This window comes from Christiangramia gaetbulicola (assembly GCF_003054225.1).
GTDB classification, from domain to species: domain Bacteria; phylum Bacteroidota; class Bacteroidia; order Flavobacteriales; family Flavobacteriaceae; genus Christiangramia; species Christiangramia gaetbulicola.
This window is the reverse complement of record NZ_QBKQ01000003.1, coordinates 93652-118976: the sequence shown is the minus strand read 5'-3', so window position 1 is coordinate 118976 and position 25325 is coordinate 93652. Positions and strand designations below refer to the sequence as shown.

The window sequence follows — 25325 nt, the reverse complement described above, 5'->3', positions numbered from 1 at the left end:
TTCAAGGTCTTAGAATCTCTATTTATTAATTCAGCTTAAAATACTTTGCTTAGAAATAAAGTTTTTTCGATCCCGGCCATTCTTCTTTTTATAAGCTCGATCCTGATCGTTTTGTTCACAGACGAGTTTTACAATAGCATTGAGATTATCTCAATCTGGGTGAGAGAATACTTCGGAACATTTTATTTGTGGCTCGGTCTCGCTTGTGTATTTTTTCTGCTCATCATCGCTTTTTCAAAATTTGGAAAGATAAGGCTGGGGAAATCGCCGCCAGAATTCGACCGGCTTTCCTGGATCGCCATGTTATATTCAGCAGGAATGGGTGCCGGAATTCTCTTAAGGGCAGTGCAAGAACCTGTATATATGTACCTGAATCCACCTTTAGAAACTGGATCATCTAAAAGCCTCATAGCGTTAGAATACACTTTTTACCAATGGGGATTTACAGCCTGGGCCTTTTATGGAATATTCGCCCTAATAATTGCCTATGCTGTATTTGTTCGAAAAGAGCAGGTTAGCCTTGGATCGTCTTTAATACAATTCAAAAAATTAAAATACATGCCTGCCGGGGTTAATATCTTAACCATCCTTACGACCGTTGCAGGTTTAGTAGCCGCCATTGGACTTGGAACCACTCAAATTGAAGGAGGAATAAGTCATCTAACCGGAAGGCCATCCGGAAATCTTTTGCTGATCCTTGCTTTAACTTTCCTGATCTGTCTGTTGGCATTTTTCTCAGCCTGGGCAGGAGTGGAAAAAGGAATAAAAAGAATTTCGAACTGGAATATTTATACTACCCTTTTTATTCTTTTCTGTGTTTTGATCATAGGGGATACAACGAAGATCTTCACCCGGTTCATCGAATCCTTCTATTTTTACATTATGGATTTTATTCCCCTGAGCCTGGCCATGGGAAAATTTGATCCGGGAAAACAATTCCTTACCGACTGGACTTATTATTACTGGGCTTTCTGGCTGGCATGGGCTCCTTTCACCGGGGTTTTTATAGCCCGAATCTCTAAAGGGAGAACAATCAAAGAAATGATACTTGGGGTTTTATTGATCCCACCTATAGGCAGTTTTTTCTGGTTCAGCGTATTTGGCTCATCTGCTTTTGACATCATAGACACAACTGGAACAGATCCGAATTTGTTCAACAATGTTTTCACCTCGGTCTTTATATTTTTTGAAAGCCTTCCCTTTTCAGGGATCTCGAACATCATTATAATTCTTCTACTAATAAGCTTTCTCGTAACCTCGGTAGATTCAGCGATATTCGTTTTGAGCATGTTCAGCGATAGAGGTAATGAAGAACCCGCGAAGAAATACAGGTTGATCTGGGCTGTACTTCTGTTTATCTTTTGTGAAGCGATCGTAATCCTGGGAAATGTAAAACCTGAAAGCAACGTTCTCACCGCCATGCAAAAGTTCCTGATCATTAGTTCACTTCCATTCGCCATTCTTACCGCCCTGATGATGTTCTTCTTCCTACTACAGCTTTTTAAAGAGCCGGTTCCTAAATCCTAAAAAATACTTTAACCTAGTCAATTTTTCCCATCATGCCCTGCCATATTTCATGTTCCAGATTTGTTTTGTTTTCTAAAGACTGAATTTTTAACTGTCCATTCTCCTGGATTACCTCAGCACCTGCAAATTTTAAATAAGGTTGAAGAAAAATAGTATCTGTTCCATCAAGATAACTGGAGAAGAATTGGTTAAAATCCTCAAATCTGTATTCGGTGATCCTGGACTTGAGAATCGAATTATCAATATACGCTTCCTTGGTAGCGAACTCCCTATATAGATCCCGCATGATATCATCCAGACTTTTTTTATTATCTGAATTATTTCTTATTTCCATATCAGCAGCGATTCCAGCAAAAAGACCACCTCCATAAATCAAGCCCCAATGCTGATCTTTTGAAAAACCATCTGCCGAATTTACCGGGGTTTTTTCTCCTAATCCCGGGTCGTTAATATATCTCTGGTAAAATAAATTATTCATAATTTCCAGATAGGCGCTCTCATCGATAAAGCCAACCTGATTTAATCCTTTTAAAGTATAGTAATTGGTAACTCCTTCTTTAAACCAATCAGATCCTGAACCTTCATATCTTAAACTTTTTCCATTCCATAAATGGAAAAGCTCGTGAGAAAGAATGAACCAGCCTATCATTTGATTTTGCGGTGGAGCATCAGGATCCATGAACATGCTTATATGGCTGCCTATCACTTCTCCATCTACCTGATCATTCTCGGTTATGATGACCATACTTTGTTTTAAATCCTGACCATTAGCCAGCTTTGGCTCTCCTCCCATCATTTTCACATAATAATCCAGTAAGTTATTTGTAGTATTAATTATTCGGTCTTTTTCAGCCAGCAGAGAAGGTCCGCCAAGAATAAATTTCAAATTGAAATTGCCTTTTTCAAATATCTCTTCTTCAAATGTGCCCGCAAAAAGAAAAGCTTCCTGCAGATCTACGAGATCACTAACCTTGAAGAAATTTTTCTCTTCCGGAATAGATTCCCAGGGAGTGCTAATTTTAAATTCCCCCGGTAAGTGAACTTTAACTAGCAGATCTTTCTTTTCGCTACCATTCATAATGAAAAGGGATCTACCTGTGTTCATAACACCATAATCCCGCACGTAGGCGACTCCATCGGTACCACCCGGCCAGGCACGCTCTTCATGGTTTACATGTAATTCGTAACTTAATTTTATAGCCTGACCTCTATCTACACCTGAAAGAATCCATTTGATCGAGTCCCTGAATTCCATTTTTATTGTATTACCCAAAGCATTTTTTACTTCCAGTTCCTTCACATAATTAGGGAAGAAATGGGACTGAGAACCAAACTGACTCATATATAACAAGCTATCTTCCAGCACAAGTTCAGCCTCAACCTTGATAAGTTTTGGATTATCCTTATTATAAAAGATCTGGTAACTATCTGTTGTTTGAGAATTTACCTTTAAAAAACAGGCAAGTATAAAAAGGAAGATGATTTGTTTTTTATGAGCAAACATGAGAATGAATTTTTAATTGATTGATGTGTTTAAAAGACAGAATGATCTTCAATTTGTTACAGCTATAAAAGGAAAAAAGCGGACGGATAGCTAAAGGGAGATAGGGGTTTATTTTTGAAGATCTACTTTCCATTACAATAATTTTCAAATAACTCTCTATTCAGATTATTGATCATATAAGATTAGAATTAAGCCCAGAATAAATGAATAAAATGAGTATAATTATATTTAACATAATTCAGCAATTTCTCAAATCGCTTTCATAGCGCGTCTTTCCAACTGATTTTGCCCTAAACCTCTACAAACCAAATTTTTAACATATGTATTTCATCGATTTTTTTTGCATTTAAGCTGATTTATAACTTTATTGCAATGAAAATTTAAATGAAATATTAAGGATTGTTCAATTCCCGAAGAATAGTTCTTAAAACCCTATAACCTACATGAACCCTACTTGCTTTTATTCAATATCCCATTGGATCAAGATCTTTATTAATTGTACATTACTATGTCTTTTTTCGGTTCTCCTCGCATCATGTTCAACAGATCCAGACGATTTAATTCAAGAAGAAGAACAGGTGGTCAATGAAAATGACCTAACCCAAACCGGAGATCGGAAGATCTCTATCTATAAAGGTATTTTTGCCGCTTCAAGATCTGAATATCGAGGAACCTTTGTTCTGAAAATTCCGGGAAAATCTGATGAAATTTCTAAGATGGACCCAGATGCTTCCGGAGTTCTCACATTGCCTGGCGGAGAAAAATATACTGCTGAAGTTGTTGAAGTGAAACAAGCTGAGAATCCGGTTAAAAGTTCAGATGTATTGGTGAAATTCGATTCTGAAGATTTCAGCTTCAATTTCACGTATAATGATAAAAATGAACCTATCATCTCAGATGTAGTGTTCAAAAAACAGGAAGGTACAATCGTAGTTGCTGAAGAAACGGCAAATAATAGTGTTACTCCTATAACCGGGACTTATAAGTGTACGAATTGCCAGGACCAGGACTCCCCACTTAACGGCATTGTTCTGAATAATGAAGAAAGAACATTTAACATGTTGCTTACTACTGCAGATGGTACTACCAATATCAATATTCAGGCGCTGGTGGTTTCTCTTCAGGAAACGAAAGTAGTCTCACAGCAAACGTGTACTACTAATTCAGATTATACCTTCTGCGTTTACAGGAGCGGGGAAAACGGAACCAACGAGAATCTGGACTGGTCTGGTGTCCATAGGTATACTTCTAATGAAACAAGTGGAGAACGTTGTTCTACTTTAGCAGGAAATTTTGATTTTAACTATGGAAATTTTGGCAGCATAGAAGGAGAATTCAAAAGTGACAGTACCTGCCCTAACAAAACCTATTTTGTAAGCAATAGCGGGAATGATAGCAACACGGGATTATCCCCAGATGATGCCTGGAAAAGTATTTCAAAAATTAATGCCATAAAGATCAATCCAGGAGATAAAATTCTATTTAAAGGTGGTGAAGAGTTTTCAGGAAATGTCTACCTGGACGCCGAAGATGCAAATAATAGTGCTAACCCGATTTTAATCTCATCTTATGGAAGCGGTAGAGCAAAGATCAATGCTGGGACAGATTATGGAATTTATGCTTATAATACTTCAGGTATCAGGATAGATAATCTTGTTATAAAAGGAAGTGGAATGAACTCTAACACTAATTCAGGAATATACTTCTACAATGATTTGCCAGGGGATATTAAATTAGACTTGGTTGAAATCACAAATACAGAAGTTTATGAATTCCGGGATTTTGGGATCGTTATTGGAGCATACAATGGGAACTCCGGGTTTACTAATGTACTTATCGAAAACAATAAAGTTCACGACTGTCTAGATGTGGGAATTTCTTCTTTCGGATATTTCTCTTCTTCAAAAACTGGATACGCGCATTCCAACATCACGGTGAGAAATTGTGAAGTATTCAATATAACAGGTTATAACAAGAATAAGCATTCCGGCAACGGTATACTTCTTTCTGATGTTCAAAACTCGGTAATAGAACATTCTACAGTGTACGATTCTGGTAGCGGAAATACAAATTGTGGAGGCCCTGTAGGAATATGGTACTGGGATGCAGATCAGGTAACTATTCAGTTTTCTGAAGTTTACAATATGAGTTCAGGAACTGGTTGCGACGGCGGAGGATTTGATATGGACGGCGGAGTTACCAACGGTGTTATGCAATATAATTACTCACATGATAATGATGGAGCAGGATTTATGGTTGGCCAGTTTACTGGAGCAAGGACTATGAAGAATATCATTGTAAGATATAATGTGAGCGAGAATGACGCGGCAACAAATGGTGGCAGCATATATCTTTTTAACGGGAATAACGGCAGCATGAGTGACATTCATGTTTACAACAATACCTTATACCTTAGCGAACAAAGCACCAATACTGCTTCGGCAAACATCAAATATATTTACTGGAAGCCGGTAAAAGACAATATTAATTTTTATAATAATATCCTTTACGCTGAAAATGGGGCAGATCTAATAAATATTCCTTCAGGATATGACGGTTATTTTGCTGGAAACTTATATTTCTCTTCGTCATTTAATATTAATTACAAAGGACAGAACTACGCTTCTCTGGACGATTTCAGAAGTACCGGAAACGAAATATATAACCGTATTGATGCGGGAATACAGGCAGACCCTCTTCTTAATGACGCTGGAAATGGAGGCATCATTGGCTACGGAAACAGCATCTCCAATCTTGATGCATATCGCATTCAATCTACTTCACCTGCAATAAACTCAGGGATAGAATTAAGCAATACAGGAAGCCGGGACTTTTATGGAAATCTATTGGGAGCTATTAACGATGATATAGGTGCACACCTCGTCGATTCTACAGTAAAATCTTCTGAAGTGGCTGTAAAATGAGAGAATAAAAAAAGGTGATCCAAATGGATCACCTTTTTTAAATTATTAATGTAATTAATTTAAGCTTTCGGAAGAAAAACCTCGGCCATCATACATCTCGCACTACCACCTCCACAGGTTTCTATCGTTTGAATTTCAGAACTTAAGATTTCACAATGTTTCTCAATGCTTTTAACCTGTTCATCGGTTAAACTTCTATGAGCTCTTGCGCTCATCACCAGATATTTTTTCCCTTCGGCTCCCTGCACCTGAAGCATATTCCCGGCAAATTCATGCATCTGCTGCTCGGTAATAGAAATAATTTCTTTACCATCCATTTTCAAATGCTTCACGACATTCTTACGCTCTTTTTTATCATCTATAGTATCGAGGCAGATAACTGCGAATTCATCTGCGATGCACATCATGACATTAGTATGATAAATAGGTAGTCTCTTATCACCAACAGTTTGGTAAGAATTGAATATTACCGGAGTAAATTCAAAGTCTTCACAAAATTCGATTAGAAGTTCCTCGTCTGCCCTTGGAGAGATTGCGCAATAAGCTTTTTGATTTACACGATCCAGGATCAGACTTCCCGTTCCTTCTAGAAATACATCATCTTCCTCAGCTATAGTATAATCAACAATATCTGTGATCTTAAACCCTGCTTCTTCCAATTCAGCGAAATATTCCAGGCGACGTTCTTTCCTTCTATTCTCGGCGAACATAGGAAATAAAGCAACCTGCCCGTTTTCATGGAAGGATACCCAGTTATTAGGGAAAATGGAATCTGGAGTATCATCTTCAGGCACATCATCTACGACGACCACATTAACCCCTACATACCTTAATTTTTCTACGAAAATATCGAACTCCTGAGTCGCAATCTCGTTAATATCATCTCCTTCCAGTTTGGTCTGAAAATAATTGTTTACGGCAGTTTGTTCATTCATTCTGAATCCTACCGGTCTAACCATTAATATAGTATCTGTAATCTGTCTCATCATTATTTCTTTATTCTCTAATTAGAGGTAAGGTGGAACAACGCAGCAAACCTTCCTGCTTTGAAATTTCAGCGTATTGCACTTCCTCCACGGTAATCCCCTGCTCTCTTAACCAGGAGTTCAACCTGGTAAAACCTTTTTCTGAAATCACCACATCTTCAGATATAGAAAAGATATTCGAATTCATATTATACATTTCATCCCTGGTGATCTCGTAGATATTAGCCTTTCCGAAAAAATTCACGAGCCACTGATATTCCTCTTCAATAAGGAAGCCATCTTTATATATGATCGCTTTATCTTTTCCTACGGGCTGAAAACAACAATCCAAATGCAGTGCATTATCTTTTGCAATCGTATTAGATTTTTTCAGACTGAAAGAAACGATCTTTTTCTCCGGAAATATTTGTTGCAAAGCCTCTACAGCCTTTAAATTAGTTCTGGCAGTTATGTAATCCTTATAATCCTTGCCTTTATAGGTTCCCACGAAAATATGATCTCCCATTGGCATAACATCCCCACCCTCAATATGGGCATCTTCAGGCAAAGTAATTATTTTAGAAGGATCAATTTGTTTTAAAACATGCTCTATAGCTTCGATCTCCTGACCGCGGTCTGGAAGTATGTTGGATTTAATGAACTTATCGTCTATCACAAAGGCTATATCGCGGGTAAAGATCTGGTTATAATCTTCAATAATTTTAGGTCTATAAACCTCAACGTCATATTTTTTCAAAACAGATGCTACAGCCTCCATTTCTTTGATCATATCCTCCTCTTTTGGATAAGTCCCGGCTTTAATATGCTCTTTAGACTTGGGATCATAGGCCTCTTCCAGAGTAGGAATAGGACCATTGCTCTCTGCGGTGCCCAGTACCACCGCTTTAAGTTTTGATGTTTCGTTGGTTATATGCAGGTTCATATCGCAAATTTTAGCAAATATAATAAAAGCCTTTGCCTAAAAATGCGAATAGGCTTAAGAATAAAAACAAGCATTTCATCGATTATAATTTTACATGCTTTACTGATTTTCAGACTTTCATTCTTCAAAAAATTGGCTATACTTTGATATATTAGCCATATATCTAAGAAATTAGTTTGCTTAATATCTATTTTCTAAAAGAACTCAGTTTAAAAATTCTTATGGGGGCGTTTTTATTCATCGCATTTACATGTGATGAGGAAAAGTATGCCAATCATCCTGCTAAAGTACATTTTGAAAAAACGGAAGATGGTTACAGCTTAATTCGTAATGGCAATCCTTTTTATATAAAAGGGGCTGGTACAAAGCCAGAATATCTGGAGGAATTAAAAGATGCTGGCGCCAATACCGCACGTATTTACGATACTTTATATTTAAAACGAACGCTTGACAAAGCACATTCATTGGGCCTTGCAGTGGCTGTAGATATTCCATTACCTAAGTTTGACAGAACACCTGAATATTGGGAAAATGAAGAATTATTCACTGAACTAAAATTAAAAGTTGAGGAAATTGTCCAGAGACATAAAGACCACCCAGCTTTACTCTACTGGAATCTGGGTAACGAACTTTATTATCCGTACCTATATGAAACAACCGATTTCTTCGATAATTATAATCAGTTAATAGATCTTATACATGAAATAGATTCAGAACATCCCGTGAGCACCACTACAATTGGTGCAAACAAATCCCGGGTACTCAGCATTATTACAAAAAGTCCTCAACTTGATTTCATTTCGTTCAACTCATTTGGGGTATTAAGTCAATTCTCTAGTAAACTTGATCCCATTTCTCCAATCTGGGATGGACCTTACGTGATTTCTGAATGGGGCGTAAACGGTCCATGGGAAGCCACTCATACATATTGGGGAGCTCCTGTCGAGGAAACCAGCACGAAAAAGGCAGAGCAAATACGAGAAAGGTATTTTGAATATCTAGAGCCTAAGATAGGTAAAGGCTCTTTAGGAAGTTTTGTATTTTATTGGGCGACCAAAAATGAATTCACCCCTACCTGGTACAGTCTTTTTGGAAAGAATAAATTAAAAACACAGGCAATCTTTGAATTAAATAATATCTGGAAAAATAAAGATGAAAAATTTCCCGGCCCCGAATTAGACTATATCCTTTTAAATAAACAGGGAGCAAAAGAAAGTATTGTCCTCTCTCCAGGTACATTGGTTCAGGCTGAAGTTAAATTACCCGATTCAAAAGCTCAAAAATTGAATTACCACTGGGAGATAAGACCGGAATCATGGTATGATGTCAGAGAAAGCAATATCTCTACAGAAATTGATTTTAAAATTGATGGTCAAGAAGTTAGTTTTAAAACACCAAAAGATGAGGGCCCCTATCGTTTATTTTTATACTTAACCGATGACTCAGAGTATTATGCTACAGCGAATATTCCTTTTTATGTATTAAAACCATATAATGAGGAATAAAATAAAAGCCCCCACTAAAAATGAGGACAGGATCATTAAGTTTTTGATCCTCCTTGGGATCGTAAGTATCCTCAACTTTATATTCTTTTTCTTGAACGAAGAATACTGGGGTAATTTATTTCTTTTTGGTCTTTTACTAATTAGTCTCTTCTACGGAATTCTGAAAAAACTTTATCTGTGGTATAACTATTCCAACATCTCTATCCCAAAAATCCCAGAGAAGAAAAAGGAATTCACCGTAGATGTATTAACTACTTATTTCCCTGGTGAACCTCGCCAAATGATCATTACGACTCTGGAGGCGATCCTGAAAATTAAATATCCCCACGAAACTTATTTATGTGATGAGGCTAACGATCTCTATCTAAAAAAATTCTGTTTAGAAAATGGTATCCATCATGTCACTAGGAATAACAGAAAAGATGCTAAGGCTGGAAACATAAATAATGCTCTTGAAAAAGTAGCAACAGGAGAGATCGCGGTAATCCTGGATCCAGATCATATTCCAGATCCGGATTTTCTTGATACGGTCTTACCCTATTTCACAGATCCTAAAATTGCCTTTGTACAAACTGTTCAGGGATATTACAATATCAAAGAAACCTTAGTAGCTCGTGGTGCAGCTGAACAAACTTTTCAGTTTTACGGACCCATGATGATGACTCTTAATTCATATAAGAGTGTGAACGCCATAGGTGCTAATTGCGTTTTTCGAAGGTCTGCTTTAGATAGCATAGGAGGTCATGCTCCTGGCCTTTGCGAGGATATGCATACTGCCATGCAACTTTATGCAAAAGGATGGCAAGCGGTATATCTTCCGGAAGTGTTAGCTCAGGGGCTTGCTCCTTCTAACCTTACCAGTTATTTTAAACAACAGCTAAAGTGGGCAAGGGGAACCTTCGAGCTCCTCTTTAAGGTATATCCAAAACTTTATATAGATTTTTCTTTACGGCAGAAGGTACACTTTGGAATTTTACCACTTCATTACCTGAGCGGAGTTATCTATTTGATAAATTTCCTGATCCCGATAATTTCACTCTTATTTTCAGTTACGCCCTGGAAAGGGAACGTAATAGACTTTGCTCTTGTTCTCTTACCAGTTGTGATTAGCTCTATCTTAATTAGAACTTTTATACAGAAATGGGTAATTAATAAAAAAGAAAGAGGGTTTCATTTAATAGGTGGTCTCCTGGAGATAAACACCTGGTGGATCTACATTCTGGGCTTATTTTATACTATTATAGATAAAAACATCCCTTATCTGCCAACACCAAAGGAAAATGAATTCGCCACCAATCTGAAGATTATAATTCCCAACTCTATTGTAGCCTTCTTATCTCTCTTCGCGGTATACATTGGTCTCATGAGAGATTTTACACCCTTTACCCTGGTTATGGCTGGTTTTGCCATCTTTAACGCTATAATTATGCTTCTGGGAGTTTACCTAACAATAAAAACCACTAATGAAAATAACATTCTAAAGAATAACTTAAATCAGGAAATTCTAACAGATCTGAATATTTTCCGATCAAAATTATTCAAAACAGGAAATTCAATTTTCTCAATTACCAGGTTTGCAGCCTTGCCATTACTTTTATTTATCCTGGTAGGATCGTTACATTTCAAACAAAAGAATGATCTGGCCAAATGGGACAAAATATCTCCACAGTATCATGAAATTAAAAAGGATTCCTATTTAGGCATATATCATCCCGAAAAGGATACGGGCCTGGTAAACCTGAATCAAATTAATCAAATAGAAGAAAAACAAAATGTAGATTTCGACATCATATCATTTTATCTTGGGTGGGATATAGGGCAGAATGAGCTTATTCCAGGTCAATTAATGGATTCAATTGCGAGGAAAGGAGCAATCCCTATGATAACCTGGGAACCATGGCTTCCAGTTATATCAGACTCCGCCAGGGTTGCTGAAAAAAGGAGCATTTTTCAAAGAATCTCCAGTGGAGATTATGACACTTACATTGCTAATTTCGGGAGGGCTCTTGCCGAATTTGACAAACCTGTATTTTTGCGATTTGCCCATGAGTTTGACAACCCACAATATCCCTGGAGTCAAACAAATGCTAAGCATCCTGAAGAATTCAAATTAGCCTGGAAACATATTTATAAGATCCTTAAAGCTCAGGGAGCTAAAAAAACAATGTTCGTTTGGAATCCCTGGAAGGCTAAAGGCATGGGGAAATTTTATCCAGGAGATGAGTATGTGGACTGGGTTGGTTTTACAATTTTAAATTACGGCCCATTAAATATGAATGGGAAAAGTGTAGCATTCGAAAAATTATACCAGCGTTTTCATGATAAATTGTACTGGTTTACCAGAAAACCGGTAATGCTTGCCGAATTTGGTTCAATAAAGCACAATGGGAATCAATCTCAATGGTTAAAAAATGCCGCAAGAGAATTAAAGAATAATTACAATGAGATCGCAGCCGTGGTCATGTTCAATAGTGCATTTGACGATAATATTCCGGTAGGTAAAATTTATCCGAAAAAATACCTGGATTGGACTACAGATTCTATCAGCTATTTAAAAAGTTTCGCAGATTCAAAAAGAACCGCATTTGAATCTAAAAAGGATAGAATCGTGGTTTTTGACGAACAATTAAAGTTTAATGAAAAGCCAAAAGGAGTTCGCTATAAAAAAGGTTTAAACTGGAAGGATAATTATTATGTTCTTAGTCGCGAAACTTTATTAGAAGATTTTAAACTAATGAACGAACATGGAATTAATACCATTCACTACCCTGGAGGAAATGTTTATGAGCGAAACACCTTGAAATATGCCCTTGACCAAAATGTGAATATTATTTATGACTTCAGGGAATTAACTCCGAAATATTTTTTAGAAGATAGATCTAAACTGGGGTATTTTGAGAATTCCATTCTGGAGAAGATTGAAGAATTAAAAACTCTTCCGAATATCACCGGACTTTCATTTAACCTGCCGTCGGGATCAAATTTCATCAAGCCATTGCTATTTGAAGAAAGAGAAGCAAGCATAGAATGGTATAGCAGTGTCTTTTCAAGAATAAAGGCACGTAATATAAGCATTCCTTTGATCCTCGATCTTGAGCTGAATGCCGATACTAGATCAATAATGAAAGATATCGTTAAAACTGTTCCTATAGATTATTTTGGCCTGATCGTAAAGGATACTGTATTTCTAAAAGAGACCATTCATTTCGCAAATCAAAATAAGATTCCTTTAATAATCAGTTCTATATCTGCCGATATAGGCTTAAACATGAAAATTGACGATACACCACTTATCGTAGAAAACTGGCAGGATGAACGATTGAGTAATAAATTAAGTTTTGACGGTCTATTAGATTTTGAAGGCAGAAAAAAGCTGAATTTTAAAAATTTAAGCAATCACTGGAGCAATAAAAAAATTAAAACAAACCAGACTAAAATAGGAATTTTAAAACCAGCCATTTCTTTAATTCCTTCAGAAAAAGTTTCTTATCAGGCTATGTTATTTTCAAATGGCAAATGGTTTTATGGGAATAAAATAGAAGAGGATTATTTATATGAATGGACCCTCATTAAAACTGATACTTTTAATAATCCTCTAGCATTGAAAAAATTAGGTAATAAGCCCGAACTTTCCTTAAAGATTCCACATGATTACGATTTTTACCGGTTGCTGTTAACCGTTAAATCTCCTTCCGAGGATTTTGTTATGCGCAGCATTACAAAACTCAACACACCCCTAATAACCGAAAAATAAAAAAGCTCCATCCTATGATGAAGCTTTTTTAATTAATTAGTTTCAGATAAAATCTGATATTTATCTACTACCAAGAGGTTTGAAATCTCTGTGATTTTCACCTATGTATATCTGACGTGGACGCCCGATTGGTTCTTTCTTCAATCTCATTTCTCTCCATTGTGCGATCCATCCTGGAAGTCTACCTAAAGCAAACATTACCGTGAACATATCCACTGGAATTCCAAGCGCACGATAAATGATCCCTGAATAGAAATCTACATTTGGATATAGTTTTCTTTTTACGAAATAATCATCTTCCAACGCTTCTTTCTCAAGTCCTTTAGCGATATCAAGTACCGGATCCTCAACACCTAACTGACCAAGAACTTCATCTGCAGATTTCTTGATGATCTTAGCTCTAGGATCAAAGTTCTTATATACACGGTGTCCAAAGCCCATCAAACGGAAAGGATCTTCCTTATCCTTTGCCTTTTGCATGAATTTGTGAGTATCCCCACCGTCTTCCTTGATCTTTTCAAGCATTTCTATCACCGCCTGGTTTGCTCCACCATGAAGTGGTCCCCAAAGTGCAGAAATACCTGCAGAAAGTGACGCAAATAGACCTGCATGTGATGATCCAACCATTCTTACTGTAGAAGTAGAACAGTTTTGCTCATGATCTGCGTGTAATATCAATAATTTATCTAATGCATCGATAACTGCCTTATCTACATTGTAAGTCTTATTAGGTTTCTCGAACATCATTTTATGCAGGTTCTCTACATAACCAAGATCCTCATCTCCATAATTTAATGGGAGACTATTTTTCTTTCTTAATGTCCATGCAGCAAGTACAGGGAATTTACCTAAGATCTTTACAATAGCCTTATACATATCCTCTTCAGAAGAAACATCAACAGAAGATGGATTAAAAGCGATCAAGGCACTTGTCAAAGATGAAAGAACGCCCATTGGGTGAGCAGACTTTGGAAATCCGTCAAGGATCTTCTTCATCTCTTCATCTACATGAGACTGTTCTTTAATATCATTAGTGAACTTTTCAAGTTGTGCTTTATTCGGAAGTTCTCCAAATATCAAAAGATATGCTACTTCAAGAAAATCAGCTTTTTCAGCAAGATCCTCTATAGCATAACCACGATATCTTAAAATACCTTTTTCACCGTCTAAAAATGTGATAGCACTCTCGCAGCTTCCAGTATTTTTAAACCCAGGGTCTAAAGTAATAAGACCTGCTTCTGCACGTAGTTTTTTAATATCTATCCCTATTTCATCTTCGGTTCCCACAGTAACGGGAAACTCATATTTCTTTCCGTCAAATTCGAGTGTCGCTGTTTTAGACATATTATATATAGTTCTTTTAGATTAATTTTTAAGGATTGCTAAATTACGAAATTTAGTGTTAAAATAATTTTAAGCTTGGTAAGGAAATTTCACAAATAGCTTGATTTTATTCAGTTTTCGTGAATTTTAACTATAGTCTACCAAAAACTTAAGGCAGTTTTAATAAGAAAGACTGGAATATGGAAAAAATCCTGTTTAAAATATTAAGTCTCTATATAGAAATAGACAGCTTCTTTAGCACGTGAAGGCTTTCAGAAAACCTCATGATTTTAAATTCGGTATAGATCTTTATAATATTCATCTACAGATTTCTCCCAGGTAAATCTTTGCTTTTTAGCATTGGCACAAATCTTCTTCCATTGCTTCTTATCATTGAAAAATAAATCGACAGCTTCAGAAAATACCGAAACAAAATTACTGGTCTTCTCGCCTATTGTTCCTCCTTCAAAACTGAAACCGGTCTCCATATGCACTACGGTATCTTTTAAACCTCCGGTATGATGAACCAGGCAAGGCTGCCCGTTTCTCATGGCCAGCATCTGGCTAATACCACAAGGCTCAAACTGACTCGGCATCAAATAAAGATCTGAGTCCTGGTAAAGCATATCTATGATGCTATCTGATTGCGCATTGATAAATATAAAATTCTTGTATTTATAACTGGCTTCCCTGAAAATCGATTCATATTCGGGTGCGCCAGTTCCCAGCAAAATATAAACCCCATTTACTTTGGAAAGCTTTTCCATCAGCCTTGGTAATAATTCTGGATCTTCTCTGAAAAAGAAAAATTTTTGTTCGGTCAACCTGGCTACACTGCTACAAATAAAATCTGGCTTATGTTCCTGCCAGCGTGTTATCTTTTCGCCAGTGTGTGCCAGATAGTGGGCCTTATAATCTTTTTTCTCTTCCTGCAACCACCTAAACAATCTTCTTACACACTGACGAAGAAGAATGCCTTTTTCAACCTGGGTAATATTGGTATAATTAGCCCCATTCAATATTCCGAATAAACGCTTCTCCTCGCTCGCTTTTTTAAGATCCTCCTCGAGGCCTTCGCCACCTATAAAATGTGGAGGGTCACTGGGTTTCTGAATATCCTCCATATAAGAAGGTGAAACCGTATGCACAGCATCTGCCAGACGAATTCCAACTGCCATAAGATTAATACAATCTGGATAACGACGATCGTAAAGTTTTTCCCGGTCATAATTCACATCAGGAAAAAATGCCTGAACAGAAGAAAAATTATTATCAAAAGGCCTGATACCCTGTATCGCGAGGTTATGAATAGAATAAACTATTCTAATATCTTTCAGGATCTTGAACCTGGGATTGAATTCCCTAAGAAATAACAGCATACTGGTATGCCAGTCGTGCAGGTGAATAATATCGATCTTCCCGAATACGCCTTCTCTAATCGCAGCGGCTATACCCGTACAGAAAAGAGAAAATACATTAGCATCTGTATAAAAGGGTTGGTCTGGGTCATTAAAATAAATATGAGCTATATCCCCAGCTTTAATATCTGGATGGTGGAATACATAATGCTTTACTCCTTCAATTTGTTTTTTCCCCGGCACTTCGTAAATCTCCCCATTATGAGGCACGCCGCGAAAGACGAAATTTACATCGGCAATCTTTTCAGCTTCCTGGGTATGTAATCTGGAGTAAGATGGTGTAATGACCTTAGCCTGGTCGCCTCTTGCAGCGATCTGCCTGGGAACATCTCTTACAACATCTCCCATTCCTCCCGCCTTACAGCGTGGAATGCCATCATTCTCTGCAGCAACAAATAAAAAATTGGTATTCAATGGTATGGTTGGTTAATAATTTGAAATTAGTGATTAAGATACAGGAATCAATGCGATATTGATTAAATGATTGTTAATATAAAGGATATACGGTATTGTCTCCAAAAAAAAAGCCCCTTCTTGCGAAGAGGCTTTAGAATTATAGTATTTAGAGACTATTTTATTTTGAAAGCTTTATCCTGAGGATAATAAGCTACATGCCCTAATTCTTCTTCAATTCTTATTAATTGATTGTACTTAGCCATACGATCACTACGAGATGCAGAACCGGTTTTGATCTGACCAGTATTCAAAGCAACTGCAAGATCTGCAATGGTATTATCTTCAGTTTCACCTGAACGGTGAGACATTACTGAAGTATATCCGGCGTTATGTGCCATATTCACCGCAGCGATAGTTTCGGTTAAAGTACCAATCTGGTTTACTTTGATCAAAATTGAATTTGCAATGTTCTCTTTAATCCCTCTTCCTAAACGTTCAACATTGGTTACAAATAGATCATCACCTACTAACTGAACTGTATCACCAATCTTATCTGTAACAGCTTTCCAGCCTTCCCAGTCATTTTCATCCATACCATCTTCAATAGAGATAATCGGATATTTCGAAGCTAGTTCTGCAAGATAATCTGCCTGCTCCTGGCTGGTTCTTACTTTACCTTTATCTCCTTCGAATTTAGTGTAGTCATATTTTCCATCTACGAAAAATTCCGCAGCAGCACAATCTAGGGCGATCATCACTTCCTTACCTGGTTTGTAACCAGCTTTTTCGATTGCTTTCAGAATAGTATCCAAAGCATCTTCAGTTCCGTCAAGGGTTGGAGCGAAACCTCCTTCATCACCTACGGCAGTACTAAGACCGCGATCGTGAAGTACTTTTTTAAGATTATGGAAGATCTCTGTTCCCATTTTCAAAGCATGAGAAAAACTTTCAGCCATTACTGGCATGATCATAAATTCCTGAAAAGCGATAGGAGCATCACTGTGAGACCCACCATTAATAATGTTCATCATTGGCACTGGTAAAGTATTCGCACTTACTCCGCCAACATATCTGTAAAGAGGCATATTTAATTCATTCGCCGCCGCTTTTGCTACTGCCAGGGAAACACCTAGAATAGCGTTCGCTCCTAATTTCGATTTATTCGGAGTACCATCAAGATCGATCATCATTTGATCTATGAGGTTTTGTTCGAAAACAGAATAACCTAAAAGTTTCTCGGCGATCTCTCCGTTTACATTTTCAATCGCTTTCTGAACTCCTTTTCCCATATAGTCCTTACCTCCATCACGAAGTTCAACGGCCTCATGTTCTCCTGTTGATGCCCCCGAAGGAACCGCAGCACGACCCATAATTCCATTTTCTGTATATACATCTACTTCTACAGTAGGATTCCCTCTTGAATCAAAAATCTGACGTGCGTGAATATCTAATATAGCGCTCATATTATCTTAAATTTTTTAGTTAGTTCAACAAACTGCAAGATACAAATACAAGGATTAAAAATCGACTGAGACCTTTAGTTTTAAAGCATTTATAACATTAAAACACACTAAAACGTTTTCGGTTTAGAAACTTTTTATCATAAAGCGGAAAAGAGATCATAATAAACACGAAAACCGACGCCAATTCCGTCTGAACTGCCTCCGGCGGGATCAAAATTCTGATCTGGAAAGCCCAGTTCTTCAATTATTTCTTCAGAATTAAGCAGAGTATATTTCAGAAACAAGGAAAACCAAAGATGATCTACGTCAAATATCTGCCCTTCTACCCCAACGGCAATACTCCAGAAGGATTGATTACCGGATACTTTTTCACGGTCCTCTAACGCATAAAGATTTCCGTTATACACAAGATAATCACCGCGAGCACTAACTTTCCCAATATTGTATTGTGGCAAAATCACTAAAGCTGCCTCTTCATTTCCAAACTTCAGCTTAGGAGTAATTGAAAAGAAATAAGATGAGAATTGAGTCTTTAGTTTAGCTTCAGGGATCGAATTAGCTTCACCTATGTAATTAAATTCCATTTCAGCCGGAGAACCGAAATAGGCATCAAACCCAACTTCTGGAGCCAGAAACCCCCATTGAAATAATTGTGACCCAAATTGCAGGCCGACATAGGAATTAGTTTCAAATCCCTTATCGCGATAGTATTCTGCGCCGGCATAAATCACGGGATGTTTTTGCGCGAGAGAAACAGCACTGCAGAAGAGCGCTAATATGAAGATTAATTTGCGACCAGCCATCCTAAACTCAATCCGAATAATGGTCTCAAGTAAGTATCTCCGTCGTCATTGAATCCAAGACCAAGACCTAAATTCAGGTTCAATTTAAACCCGCTATTATAAACACGCTGTAATCCCCAGGCAGGACCAATAAAAGCACCATACTCATTTTCATACTCAAGATCTCCGAAAATTGGCTTTCCACTAGTGATAGATGCAACACCGGCAATGTAGTTCGCAGAATTCTCTGAGGTCTTTTTTCCTTTATCTGCCCTTTTATCAAAATTGTAATAATATCTGTACTGTCCCTCGAAACCCGGGTAAAAACCATAATTCTCACCGGTGATGGAAGAATAATGGTAAGCGAAGCCTACGCCAAGATCTAAATCTATAGTAGAATTGTCTGAAACCGAAAACTCATATTCAGCTGAAGGCGCCAATAAATTTAGGGAGAACTGGTTTTCTGTTTTAATATCCTGGGATAAGGATTTAATGCTGATCAATAAAAAAGCAATAATTAGGTAATGTTTCATTCAGGGGGATTTTAATAAAGAACCAAAGCTAAACCAATATTCCATAAACCCAAATTTTATTTTATCCCTAAGGGTAATAAAAAAGACCGGAATAAATCCGGTCTTCTTATTTTGAATATTTTGAATGTATTAAGCTTTTACAGATTTGATTCTATCTATAAACTCATCGAACAGGTAGCTTGCATCATGAGGTCCTGGGCTAGCTTCCGGGTGATATTGCACAGAAAAGGTATTCTTGCTTTTCATAGCCAATCCTCCTACAGTGCCGTCATTCAAACAAATGTGAGTTACCTCTACATCTGGATGTGCCTCAGTCTGTTCTTTATCTACAGAGAACCCGTGATTCTGTGAAGTGATCTCACCTTTACCGGTAAGCAAATTCTTCACCGGGTGATTAATACCTCTGTGCCCGTGGTGCATCTTATATGTTTTGATCCCATTAGCAATCGCAATGATCTGGTGACCCAGACAAATTCCGAATAATGGATGATCCTTTTCGATAATGGTTTTAGTCACGTTGATCGCACTTTCCAGAGGTTGTGGATCTCCAGGGCCATTAGAAAGGAAGTATCCATCTGGATTCCACTCTTTCATTTCCTCATAGGTAGCATCATAAGGGAAAACCTTAATATAAGCATCTCTTTGCGCAAGATTCCTCAGGATGTTCGTTTTGATTCCCACATCCAGGGCAGCAATTTTATAAGTTGCATCTTCATTTCCGTAGAAATAAGGCTCCTTAGTTGATACTTTTGAAGCTAATTCCAGACCGTTCATATCCGGTACTTTTGCAAGCTCCTTTTTAAGCTCATCAATATTTTCCACATCTGTAGAAATTATTGCGTTCATGGCTCCATTCTCACGGATATAAGTTACCAAAGCACGGGTATCTACATCTGAAATTGCAAAAATATTGCTCTCCTCCAGGAAGTCTTCAAGGCTTCTATCTGCAGCAGGTCTTGAGTGGGTGTAACTGAAGTTCTTACAAATAAGCCCGGCGATCTTAGCCTTATCAGATTCATTTTCTTCTTCATTGGTTCCGTAGTTACCAATATGGGCATTGGTGGTCACCATTAACTGGCCGAAATAGGAAGGATCTGTGAAGATCTCCTGATATCCCGTCATTCCGGTGTTGAAACAAACTTCTCCAACGGCGCTTCCTTCTTTATTTCCAACTGCTTTTCCATAAAAAATAGTTCCGTCTTCAAGTAAAATGATCGCTTTACGTTTAGCCTGATATTTCATAGTTGTGTTATAGTTGCTGTTGCGGCAAATTTAATCAATTAATTACTGGGTATAAAAAAAGGATAAACTATTAAAGCTTATCCTTTTAAAATTTAGGCGGTAATTAGAATCATTACTATTCTTCTTTTTTATCGTCCTTTTTTTCAGCCTTAGACTCTTCAGCCTTTGGCTCTTCTTTTTTAGTTTCTTTTGCAGAAGCTTCTTTAGGCTGTGCAGTAGAAGCTGTATCTTCAGTCTTCTTCTTACCAGCACGACGAGTAGATTTTTTCTTCTTAGGCTTCTCTCCTACGTTGTAGGTTTCGTTGAAGTCTACAAGCTCTACAAGCGCCATCTCTGCAGCATCACCAAGACGACTACCAAGTTTAATAACTCTGGTATAACCTCCTGGACGATCTCCTACTTTAGGAGCTACCTCACGAAACAGTTCACTTACTGCTTCCTTGCTTCTTAGCTTACTAAATACGATACGTCTGTTATGCGTAGTATCTTCTTTAGATTTTGTTACTAGAGGCTCTACAAATACTTTAAGAGCTTTAGCTTTAGCGACAGTAGTATTGATTCGCTTGTGCTCAATTAGGGAACATGCCATGTTCGCAAGCATTGCCTTACGATGTGCAGTTTGTCTACCTAAATGATTCGTCTTCTTTCCGTGTCTCATGACATTTTATATTTCATCATCTTGCTGCAACTCACTTTGAGGAGCAAATTATGACGGTTATTTATTTTTAAATTTCAGCCGAAATTAATTTCCAGCTTAGTCTTTATCTAGTTTATATTTTGAAAGGTCCATACCAAAGTTTAAACCTTTATTGCTTACAAGCTCTTCAAGTTCGGTAAGAGATTTTTTACCGAAGTTTCTAAACTTCATCAAATCATTTTTGTTGTAAGAAACAAGGTCTCCTAAAGTATCAACTTCAGCTGCTTTAAGACAATTTAAAGCTCTCACTGAAAGATCAAGATCTACCAACTTCGTCTTAAGAAGCTGTCTCATGTGAAGAGATTCTTCATCATAAGTTTCAGTTTGTGCGATCTCATCTGCTTCAAGAGTGATTCTCTCATCAGAGAATAACATGAAGTGGTGGATAAGCGTCTTAGCTGCTTCGGTCAATGCATCTTTTGGATGAATAGAACCATCACTGATAATTTCGAATACCAGTTTTTCATAGTCAGTCTTCTGCTCAACACGATAGTTCTCGATACTATACTTTACATTCTTTATAGGAGTGTAAATAGAATCTGTGAATATTGTGCCTAGTGGAGCATTGGCTTTCTTGTTTTCTTCAGCCGGAACGTAACCTCTACCTTTCTCGATAGTAATTTCCATGTTCAGGCTTACTTTTTTGTCCATATGACAGATCACTAGATCTGGATTAAGAACTTGAAAACCTGAAATGAATTTCTGGAAGTGACCGGCAGTTAACTGCTCTTCTCCCGAAACTGAAATAGTAACCGATTCGTTATCGATCTCATCGATCTGCCTTTTAAATCTGATCTGTTTCAGGTTAAGGATTATCTCGGTTACATCTTCCACTACACCTGCGATGGTTGAGAATTCGTGATCTACACCTTCAATTCGTACTGAAGTGATCGCGAAACCTTCCAAAGAAGATAAAAGCACTCGTCTTAAAGCATTACCAACGGTTAATCCGTAACCTGGTTCCAAAGGGCGAAATTCAAATTTCCCTTCGAAATCGGTTGAATCAATCATTATTACTTTATCGGGCTTCTGAAAATTTAGTATTGCCATATTTCGACTTCTGTGTGAATTATTATTTCGAATATAATTCGACTATAAATTGTTCATTAATGTTTTCAGGAATCTGGACTCTTCCAGGTACTGAAACGAAAGTTCCTTCTTTCTTCTCTGAATTCCAGGTAATCCATTCGTAAACACTGCTGTTATTTGATAATGACTCCTGAATCACAGCAAGTGATTTAGATTTTTCTCTAACACCAACAACATCACCAGCCTTAAGGTGGTAAGAAGGGATGTTAACTAATTCTCCGTTTACAGTGATGTGACGGTGACCAACTAACTGACGGGCAGCTCTTCTTGATGGAGCAACTCCCATACGGTACACTACGTTATCTAAACGGGATTCGCAAAGTTGAAGAAGAACCTCACCAGTAATTCCCTGGGCACGGGTTGCTTTTTCGAACATATTGCGGAATTGACGCTCAAGGATACCATAAGTATACTTGGCTTTTTGCTTCTCCATTAACTGGATTGCATATTCTGATTTTTTTCCACGACGACGGTTGTTACCGTGCTGTCCTGGAGGATAATTTCTTTTTTCGAAAGATTTGTCGTCTCCAAAAATAGCTTCACCGAATTTACGGGCTATTTTAGTTTTTGGACCAGTATATCTTGCCATTACTATTGTTGTTTTAGAAAGGGATTATGAATTAAGGCATTAGTCCTTCGATAATCTAAATCCTCTCCTATTAATAAAATTAATTAAACTCTACGTCTCTTTGGTGGACGACAACCGTTGTGTGGAAGCGGAGTTACATCGATAATCTCAGTCACTTCTATACCATTGTTATGGATAGATCTAATTGCAGATTCTCTTCCGTTTCCTGGACCTTTTACATATACTTTTACTTTACGCAATCCAGCTTCGTGAGCTACTTTAGAAGCATCTTCAGCAGCTAGCTGTGCAGCGTAAGGAGTATTTTTCTTAGATCCTCTAAAACCCATCTTCCCTGCAGATGACCATGCTACAACATCTCCCTTTTTGTTGGTAAGAGAAATAATGATGTTGTTGAAAGAAGCAGTAACGTGAGCTTCCCCGTTTGCTTCAACGGTCACTTTACGTTTCTTCTGAGTTTTACCGGCCTTTTGATTTGCTTTCTTTGCCATACTACTTACTATTTAGTCGCTTTTTTCTTGTTAGCAACTGTTTTTCTTCTTCCTTTTCTGGTTCTGGAGTTGTTCTTGGTTCTCTGACCTCTTAAAGGTAATCCAGCTCTGTGACGGATACCTCTGTAACATCCAATGTCCATAAGACGTTTGATGCTCATCTGAACTTCAGTACGCAACTCACCTTCGATTGTAAACTGACCAACGGCTTCACGGATCTTTCCGATCTCCTCATCGTCCCATTCTGAAACTTTCTTGCTTTCGTCTACTTTAGCCTGTGCAAGTATCTCTTGAGCCCTGCTTCTGCCAATTCCGAAGATATAGGTCAACGCTATAACTCCTCGCTTTTGTTTGGGAATATCTACCCCTGCAATTCTTGCCATAATTAGCCTTGTCTTTGTTTAAATCTAGGATTCTTTTTGTTAATTACGTAAAGGCGCCCTTTTCTGCGTACAATTTTGCAGTCGGCACTTCTCTTTTTTATTGATGCTCTAACTTTCATCTTATCTCTTTTTTATTCACAGGCAGAGCATTAACTCTTTCTGTGAAATTTTTAGCCGTCATAAATTTTTCAGAGTGCAAAAGTATAAAAAATTTATAAAAGGCTGAAAATTACTTTTTAGTATCTGTAAGTTATTCGAGCCTTAGTTAAATCGTAAGGACTCATTTCCAGTTTTACCTTATCTCCTGGCAACAATTTAATGTAATGCATACGCATCTTCCCGGAGATATGGGCAGTCACTACGTGACCATTTTCAAGTTCTACACGAAACATTGCATTAGACAATGCTTCAATAATAGTTCCATCCTGTTCTATTGCTGCTTGCTTTGCCATAATTACGCTACTGCTTTTCTGTTTTTACCTGTTTTCATTAGTCCGTCATAGTGCCTATTCAACAAGTATGAATTTACCTGCTGCATAGTATCTATTGCAACTCCAACCATAATTAAAAGCGAGGTACCTCCAAAGAATAACGCCCAACCTTGCTGTACACCCAGCAAAGAGAATACTATCGCAGGGAACACTGCAATAAGCGCCAGGAATATAGATCCTGGAAGAGTTATCTGAGACATGATACGATCTAAGTATTCAGCAGTTTCAGTCCCCGGACGAATCCCAGGAATAAATCCACCGCTTCTTTTAAGATCATCAGCCATTTTATTTGTTGGAACAGTGATCGCTGTATAGAAATAAGTAAATATTATTATCAATATAGCGAACACAAGATTATACCAAAATCCGAATATATTCTGAAATGCAGCAGTTACTCCCTGAGCAGTATCTGAATCTGAAAGACCAGCTACAGCAACAGGTATGAACATAATTGCCTGAGCAAAGATGATAGGCATAACTCCTGAAGCATTCAGTTTTAACGGAATGTATTGTCTTGATCCGAAAACATTCTTTTCATATCCACCTGAGGCAGATCTTCTGGCATACTGCACCGGAATTTGACGCACCGCCATAACCAGCATAACTGATGCCATAATGATGGCAAACCAGATAACTAATTCAATCAGTATCATTACCAGACCACCATTCGATTCAAATACTCTTGAAGCGAATTCCTGAATAAAGGCTTGAGGCAGGGTGGCGATAATACCAACCATAATCAATAATGAAATACCGTTACCAATACCCTTATCTGTGATCTTCTCACCCAGCCACATCGCGAAAATGGTTCCTGTTGTTAGGATAATTACCGATGAAACAACAAAGGTGATGTTATCTCCTAATAGGAACGCTTCTCCTGGTAGTGTTGCGAACAGGTTATAAATATAACCAGGTCCCTGTACCAGGGTAATTGCGATTGTTAACCAACGTGTGATCTGATTAATCTTCTTACGCCCGCTTTCTCCTTCTTTCTGAAGTTTCTGAAGATAAGGAATTGCAATCCCCATCAATTGAACCACAATAGAAGCAGAGATGTAAGGCATGATCCCTAATGCAAATACGGAGGCGTTAGAAAACGCACCTCCGGTAAAAGCGTTAAGAAGCCCTAGAAGACCACTGTCTGTTTGGTTCGCCAGATTTGAAAGCTGAGCTGCATCAATTCCGGGAAGCACAACCTGTGCACCGAAACGATATACCAAAAGCAAACCGAGGGTAACTAAAATTCTATTTTTTAGCTCCTCGATTTTCCAAATATTCTTAATCGTATTGATGAATTTCATTTGATTAT

Annotated in this window: 21 protein-coding genes; 4 read left to right on the top strand and 17 right to left on the bottom strand. The window is 37.6% G+C overall.

The annotated features are described in order from the left end of the window. The first annotated feature begins 45 nt into the window (after positions 1–45). A complete protein-coding gene (locus tag C8P64_RS11990) occupies positions 46–1527 on the top strand; it encodes a BCCT family transporter (protein WP_108172328.1) in 1482 nt (493 codons plus the stop codon). A gap of 13 nt (positions 1528–1540) precedes the next feature. On the opposite strand, the gene C8P64_RS11985 is transcribed toward C8P64_RS11990, so the two are convergent. Beyond that, complete coding sequence (locus C8P64_RS11985; protein WP_108172327.1) at positions 1541–3031, bottom strand: M61 family metallopeptidase; 1491 nt, start codon at positions 3029–3031, stop codon at positions 1541–1543. A gap of 443 nt (positions 3032–3474) precedes the next feature. On the opposite strand from C8P64_RS11985, the gene C8P64_RS11980 reads away from it, so the two are divergent. Next, positions 3475–5955, top strand: a complete 2481-nt coding sequence (locus tag C8P64_RS11980) for a right-handed parallel beta-helix repeat-containing protein (RefSeq protein ID WP_146167221.1) — start codon at positions 3475–3477, stop codon at positions 5953–5955. 59 nt (positions 5956–6014) lie between these two features. On the opposite strand, the gene ctlX is transcribed toward C8P64_RS11980, so the two are convergent. Continuing rightward, the gene (gene ctlX / locus C8P64_RS11975) at positions 6015–6941 is read right to left on the bottom strand and encodes a citrulline utilization hydrolase CtlX (RefSeq protein WP_108172325.1); all 927 of its coding nucleotides are present in this window, start codon (positions 6939–6941) and stop codon (positions 6015–6017) included. A gap of 10 nt (positions 6942–6951) precedes the next feature. Then, entirely contained in the window at positions 6952–7863 is a 912-nt protein-coding gene (locus tag C8P64_RS11970; protein WP_108172324.1) for a dimethylarginine dimethylaminohydrolase family protein, read from the bottom strand. 221 nt (positions 7864–8084) lie between these two features. Between C8P64_RS11970 and C8P64_RS11965 the strand changes: the two genes are divergently transcribed. Then, positions 8085–9368, top strand: a complete 1284-nt coding sequence (locus C8P64_RS11965; RefSeq protein ID WP_108172323.1) for a glycoside hydrolase family 2 TIM barrel-domain containing protein — start codon at positions 8085–8087, stop codon at positions 9366–9368. Then, positions 9358–13122 (top strand): glycosyltransferase, encoded by a 3765-nt coding sequence (locus C8P64_RS11960; protein WP_108172322.1) that lies wholly within the window; start codon positions 9358–9360, stop codon positions 13120–13122. The genes C8P64_RS11965 and C8P64_RS11960 overlap by 11 nt, the downstream gene beginning before the upstream one ends. A gap of 60 nt (positions 13123–13182) precedes the next feature. Here the strand turns inward: C8P64_RS11960 and C8P64_RS11955 are convergent, their stop codons facing one another. From C8P64_RS11955 to secY, 14 genes are all read right to left on the bottom strand, one after another. Beyond that, positions 13183–14466 carry a citrate synthase gene (locus tag C8P64_RS11955; RefSeq protein WP_108172321.1) on the bottom strand — a complete coding sequence of 428 codons (1284 nt, stop codon included), beginning with the start codon at positions 14464–14466 and terminating at the stop codon, positions 13183–13185. A 269-nt stretch (positions 14467–14735) separates the two neighbouring features. Beyond that, complete coding sequence (locus C8P64_RS11950; RefSeq protein WP_108172320.1) at positions 14736–16277, bottom strand: glycogen synthase; 1542 nt, start codon at positions 16275–16277, stop codon at positions 14736–14738. 155 nt (positions 16278–16432) lie between these two features. Next, positions 16433–17722, bottom strand: a complete 1290-nt coding sequence (eno, locus tag C8P64_RS11945) for a phosphopyruvate hydratase (RefSeq protein ID WP_108172319.1) — start codon at positions 17720–17722, stop codon at positions 16433–16435. A gap of 137 nt (positions 17723–17859) precedes the next feature. Next, complete coding sequence (locus C8P64_RS11940; protein ID WP_146167220.1) at positions 17860–18453, bottom strand: hypothetical protein; 594 nt, start codon at positions 18451–18453, stop codon at positions 17860–17862. 53 nt (positions 18454–18506) lie between these two features. Further along, positions 18507–19037, bottom strand: a complete 531-nt coding sequence (locus tag C8P64_RS11935; protein ID WP_108172317.1) for a hypothetical protein — start codon at positions 19035–19037, stop codon at positions 18507–18509. Between the two features lie 129 nt (positions 19038–19166). Next, positions 19167–20279, bottom strand: a complete 1113-nt coding sequence (gene carA, locus C8P64_RS11930) for a glutamine-hydrolyzing carbamoyl-phosphate synthase small subunit (protein ID WP_108172316.1) — start codon at positions 20277–20279, stop codon at positions 19167–19169. A 115-nt stretch (positions 20280–20394) separates the two neighbouring features. Then, positions 20395–20937, bottom strand: a complete 543-nt coding sequence (gene rplQ / locus C8P64_RS11925; protein ID WP_108172315.1) for a 50S ribosomal protein L17 — start codon at positions 20935–20937, stop codon at positions 20395–20397. Positions 20938–21033: 96 nt separating this feature from the next. Further along, a complete protein-coding gene (locus C8P64_RS11920) occupies positions 21034–22026 on the bottom strand; it encodes a DNA-directed RNA polymerase subunit alpha (protein ID WP_108172314.1) in 993 nt (330 codons plus the stop codon). Positions 22027–22048: 22 nt separating this feature from the next. Continuing rightward, positions 22049–22654, bottom strand: a complete 606-nt coding sequence (rpsD, locus tag C8P64_RS11915) for a 30S ribosomal protein S4 (protein ID WP_108172313.1) — start codon at positions 22652–22654, stop codon at positions 22049–22051. A gap of 83 nt (positions 22655–22737) precedes the next feature. Next, on the bottom strand, positions 22738–23142 hold the full coding sequence (gene rpsK / locus C8P64_RS11910; RefSeq protein ID WP_108172312.1) for a 30S ribosomal protein S11: 405 nt from the start codon (positions 23140–23142) through the stop codon (positions 22738–22740). Positions 23143–23150: 8 nt separating this feature from the next. Next, a complete protein-coding gene (gene rpsM / locus C8P64_RS11905) occupies positions 23151–23525 on the bottom strand; it encodes a 30S ribosomal protein S13 (protein WP_026933560.1) in 375 nt (124 codons plus the stop codon). A 2-nt stretch (positions 23526–23527) separates the two neighbouring features. Continuing rightward, the gene (gene ykgO / locus C8P64_RS11900) at positions 23528–23644 is read right to left on the bottom strand and encodes a type B 50S ribosomal protein L36 (protein WP_010519235.1); all 117 of its coding nucleotides are present in this window, start codon (positions 23642–23644) and stop codon (positions 23528–23530) included. 117 nt (positions 23645–23761) lie between these two features. Continuing rightward, positions 23762–23977, bottom strand: coding sequence for a translation initiation factor IF-1 (gene infA, locus C8P64_RS11895; protein ID WP_011710675.1), 216 nt, complete (start codon positions 23975–23977; stop codon positions 23762–23764). A 2-nt stretch (positions 23978–23979) separates the two neighbouring features. Beyond that, positions 23980–25317 (bottom strand): preprotein translocase subunit SecY, encoded by a 1338-nt coding sequence (gene secY, locus C8P64_RS11890; RefSeq protein WP_108172311.1) that lies wholly within the window; start codon positions 25315–25317, stop codon positions 23980–23982. Positions 25318–25325 lie beyond the last annotated feature (8 nt).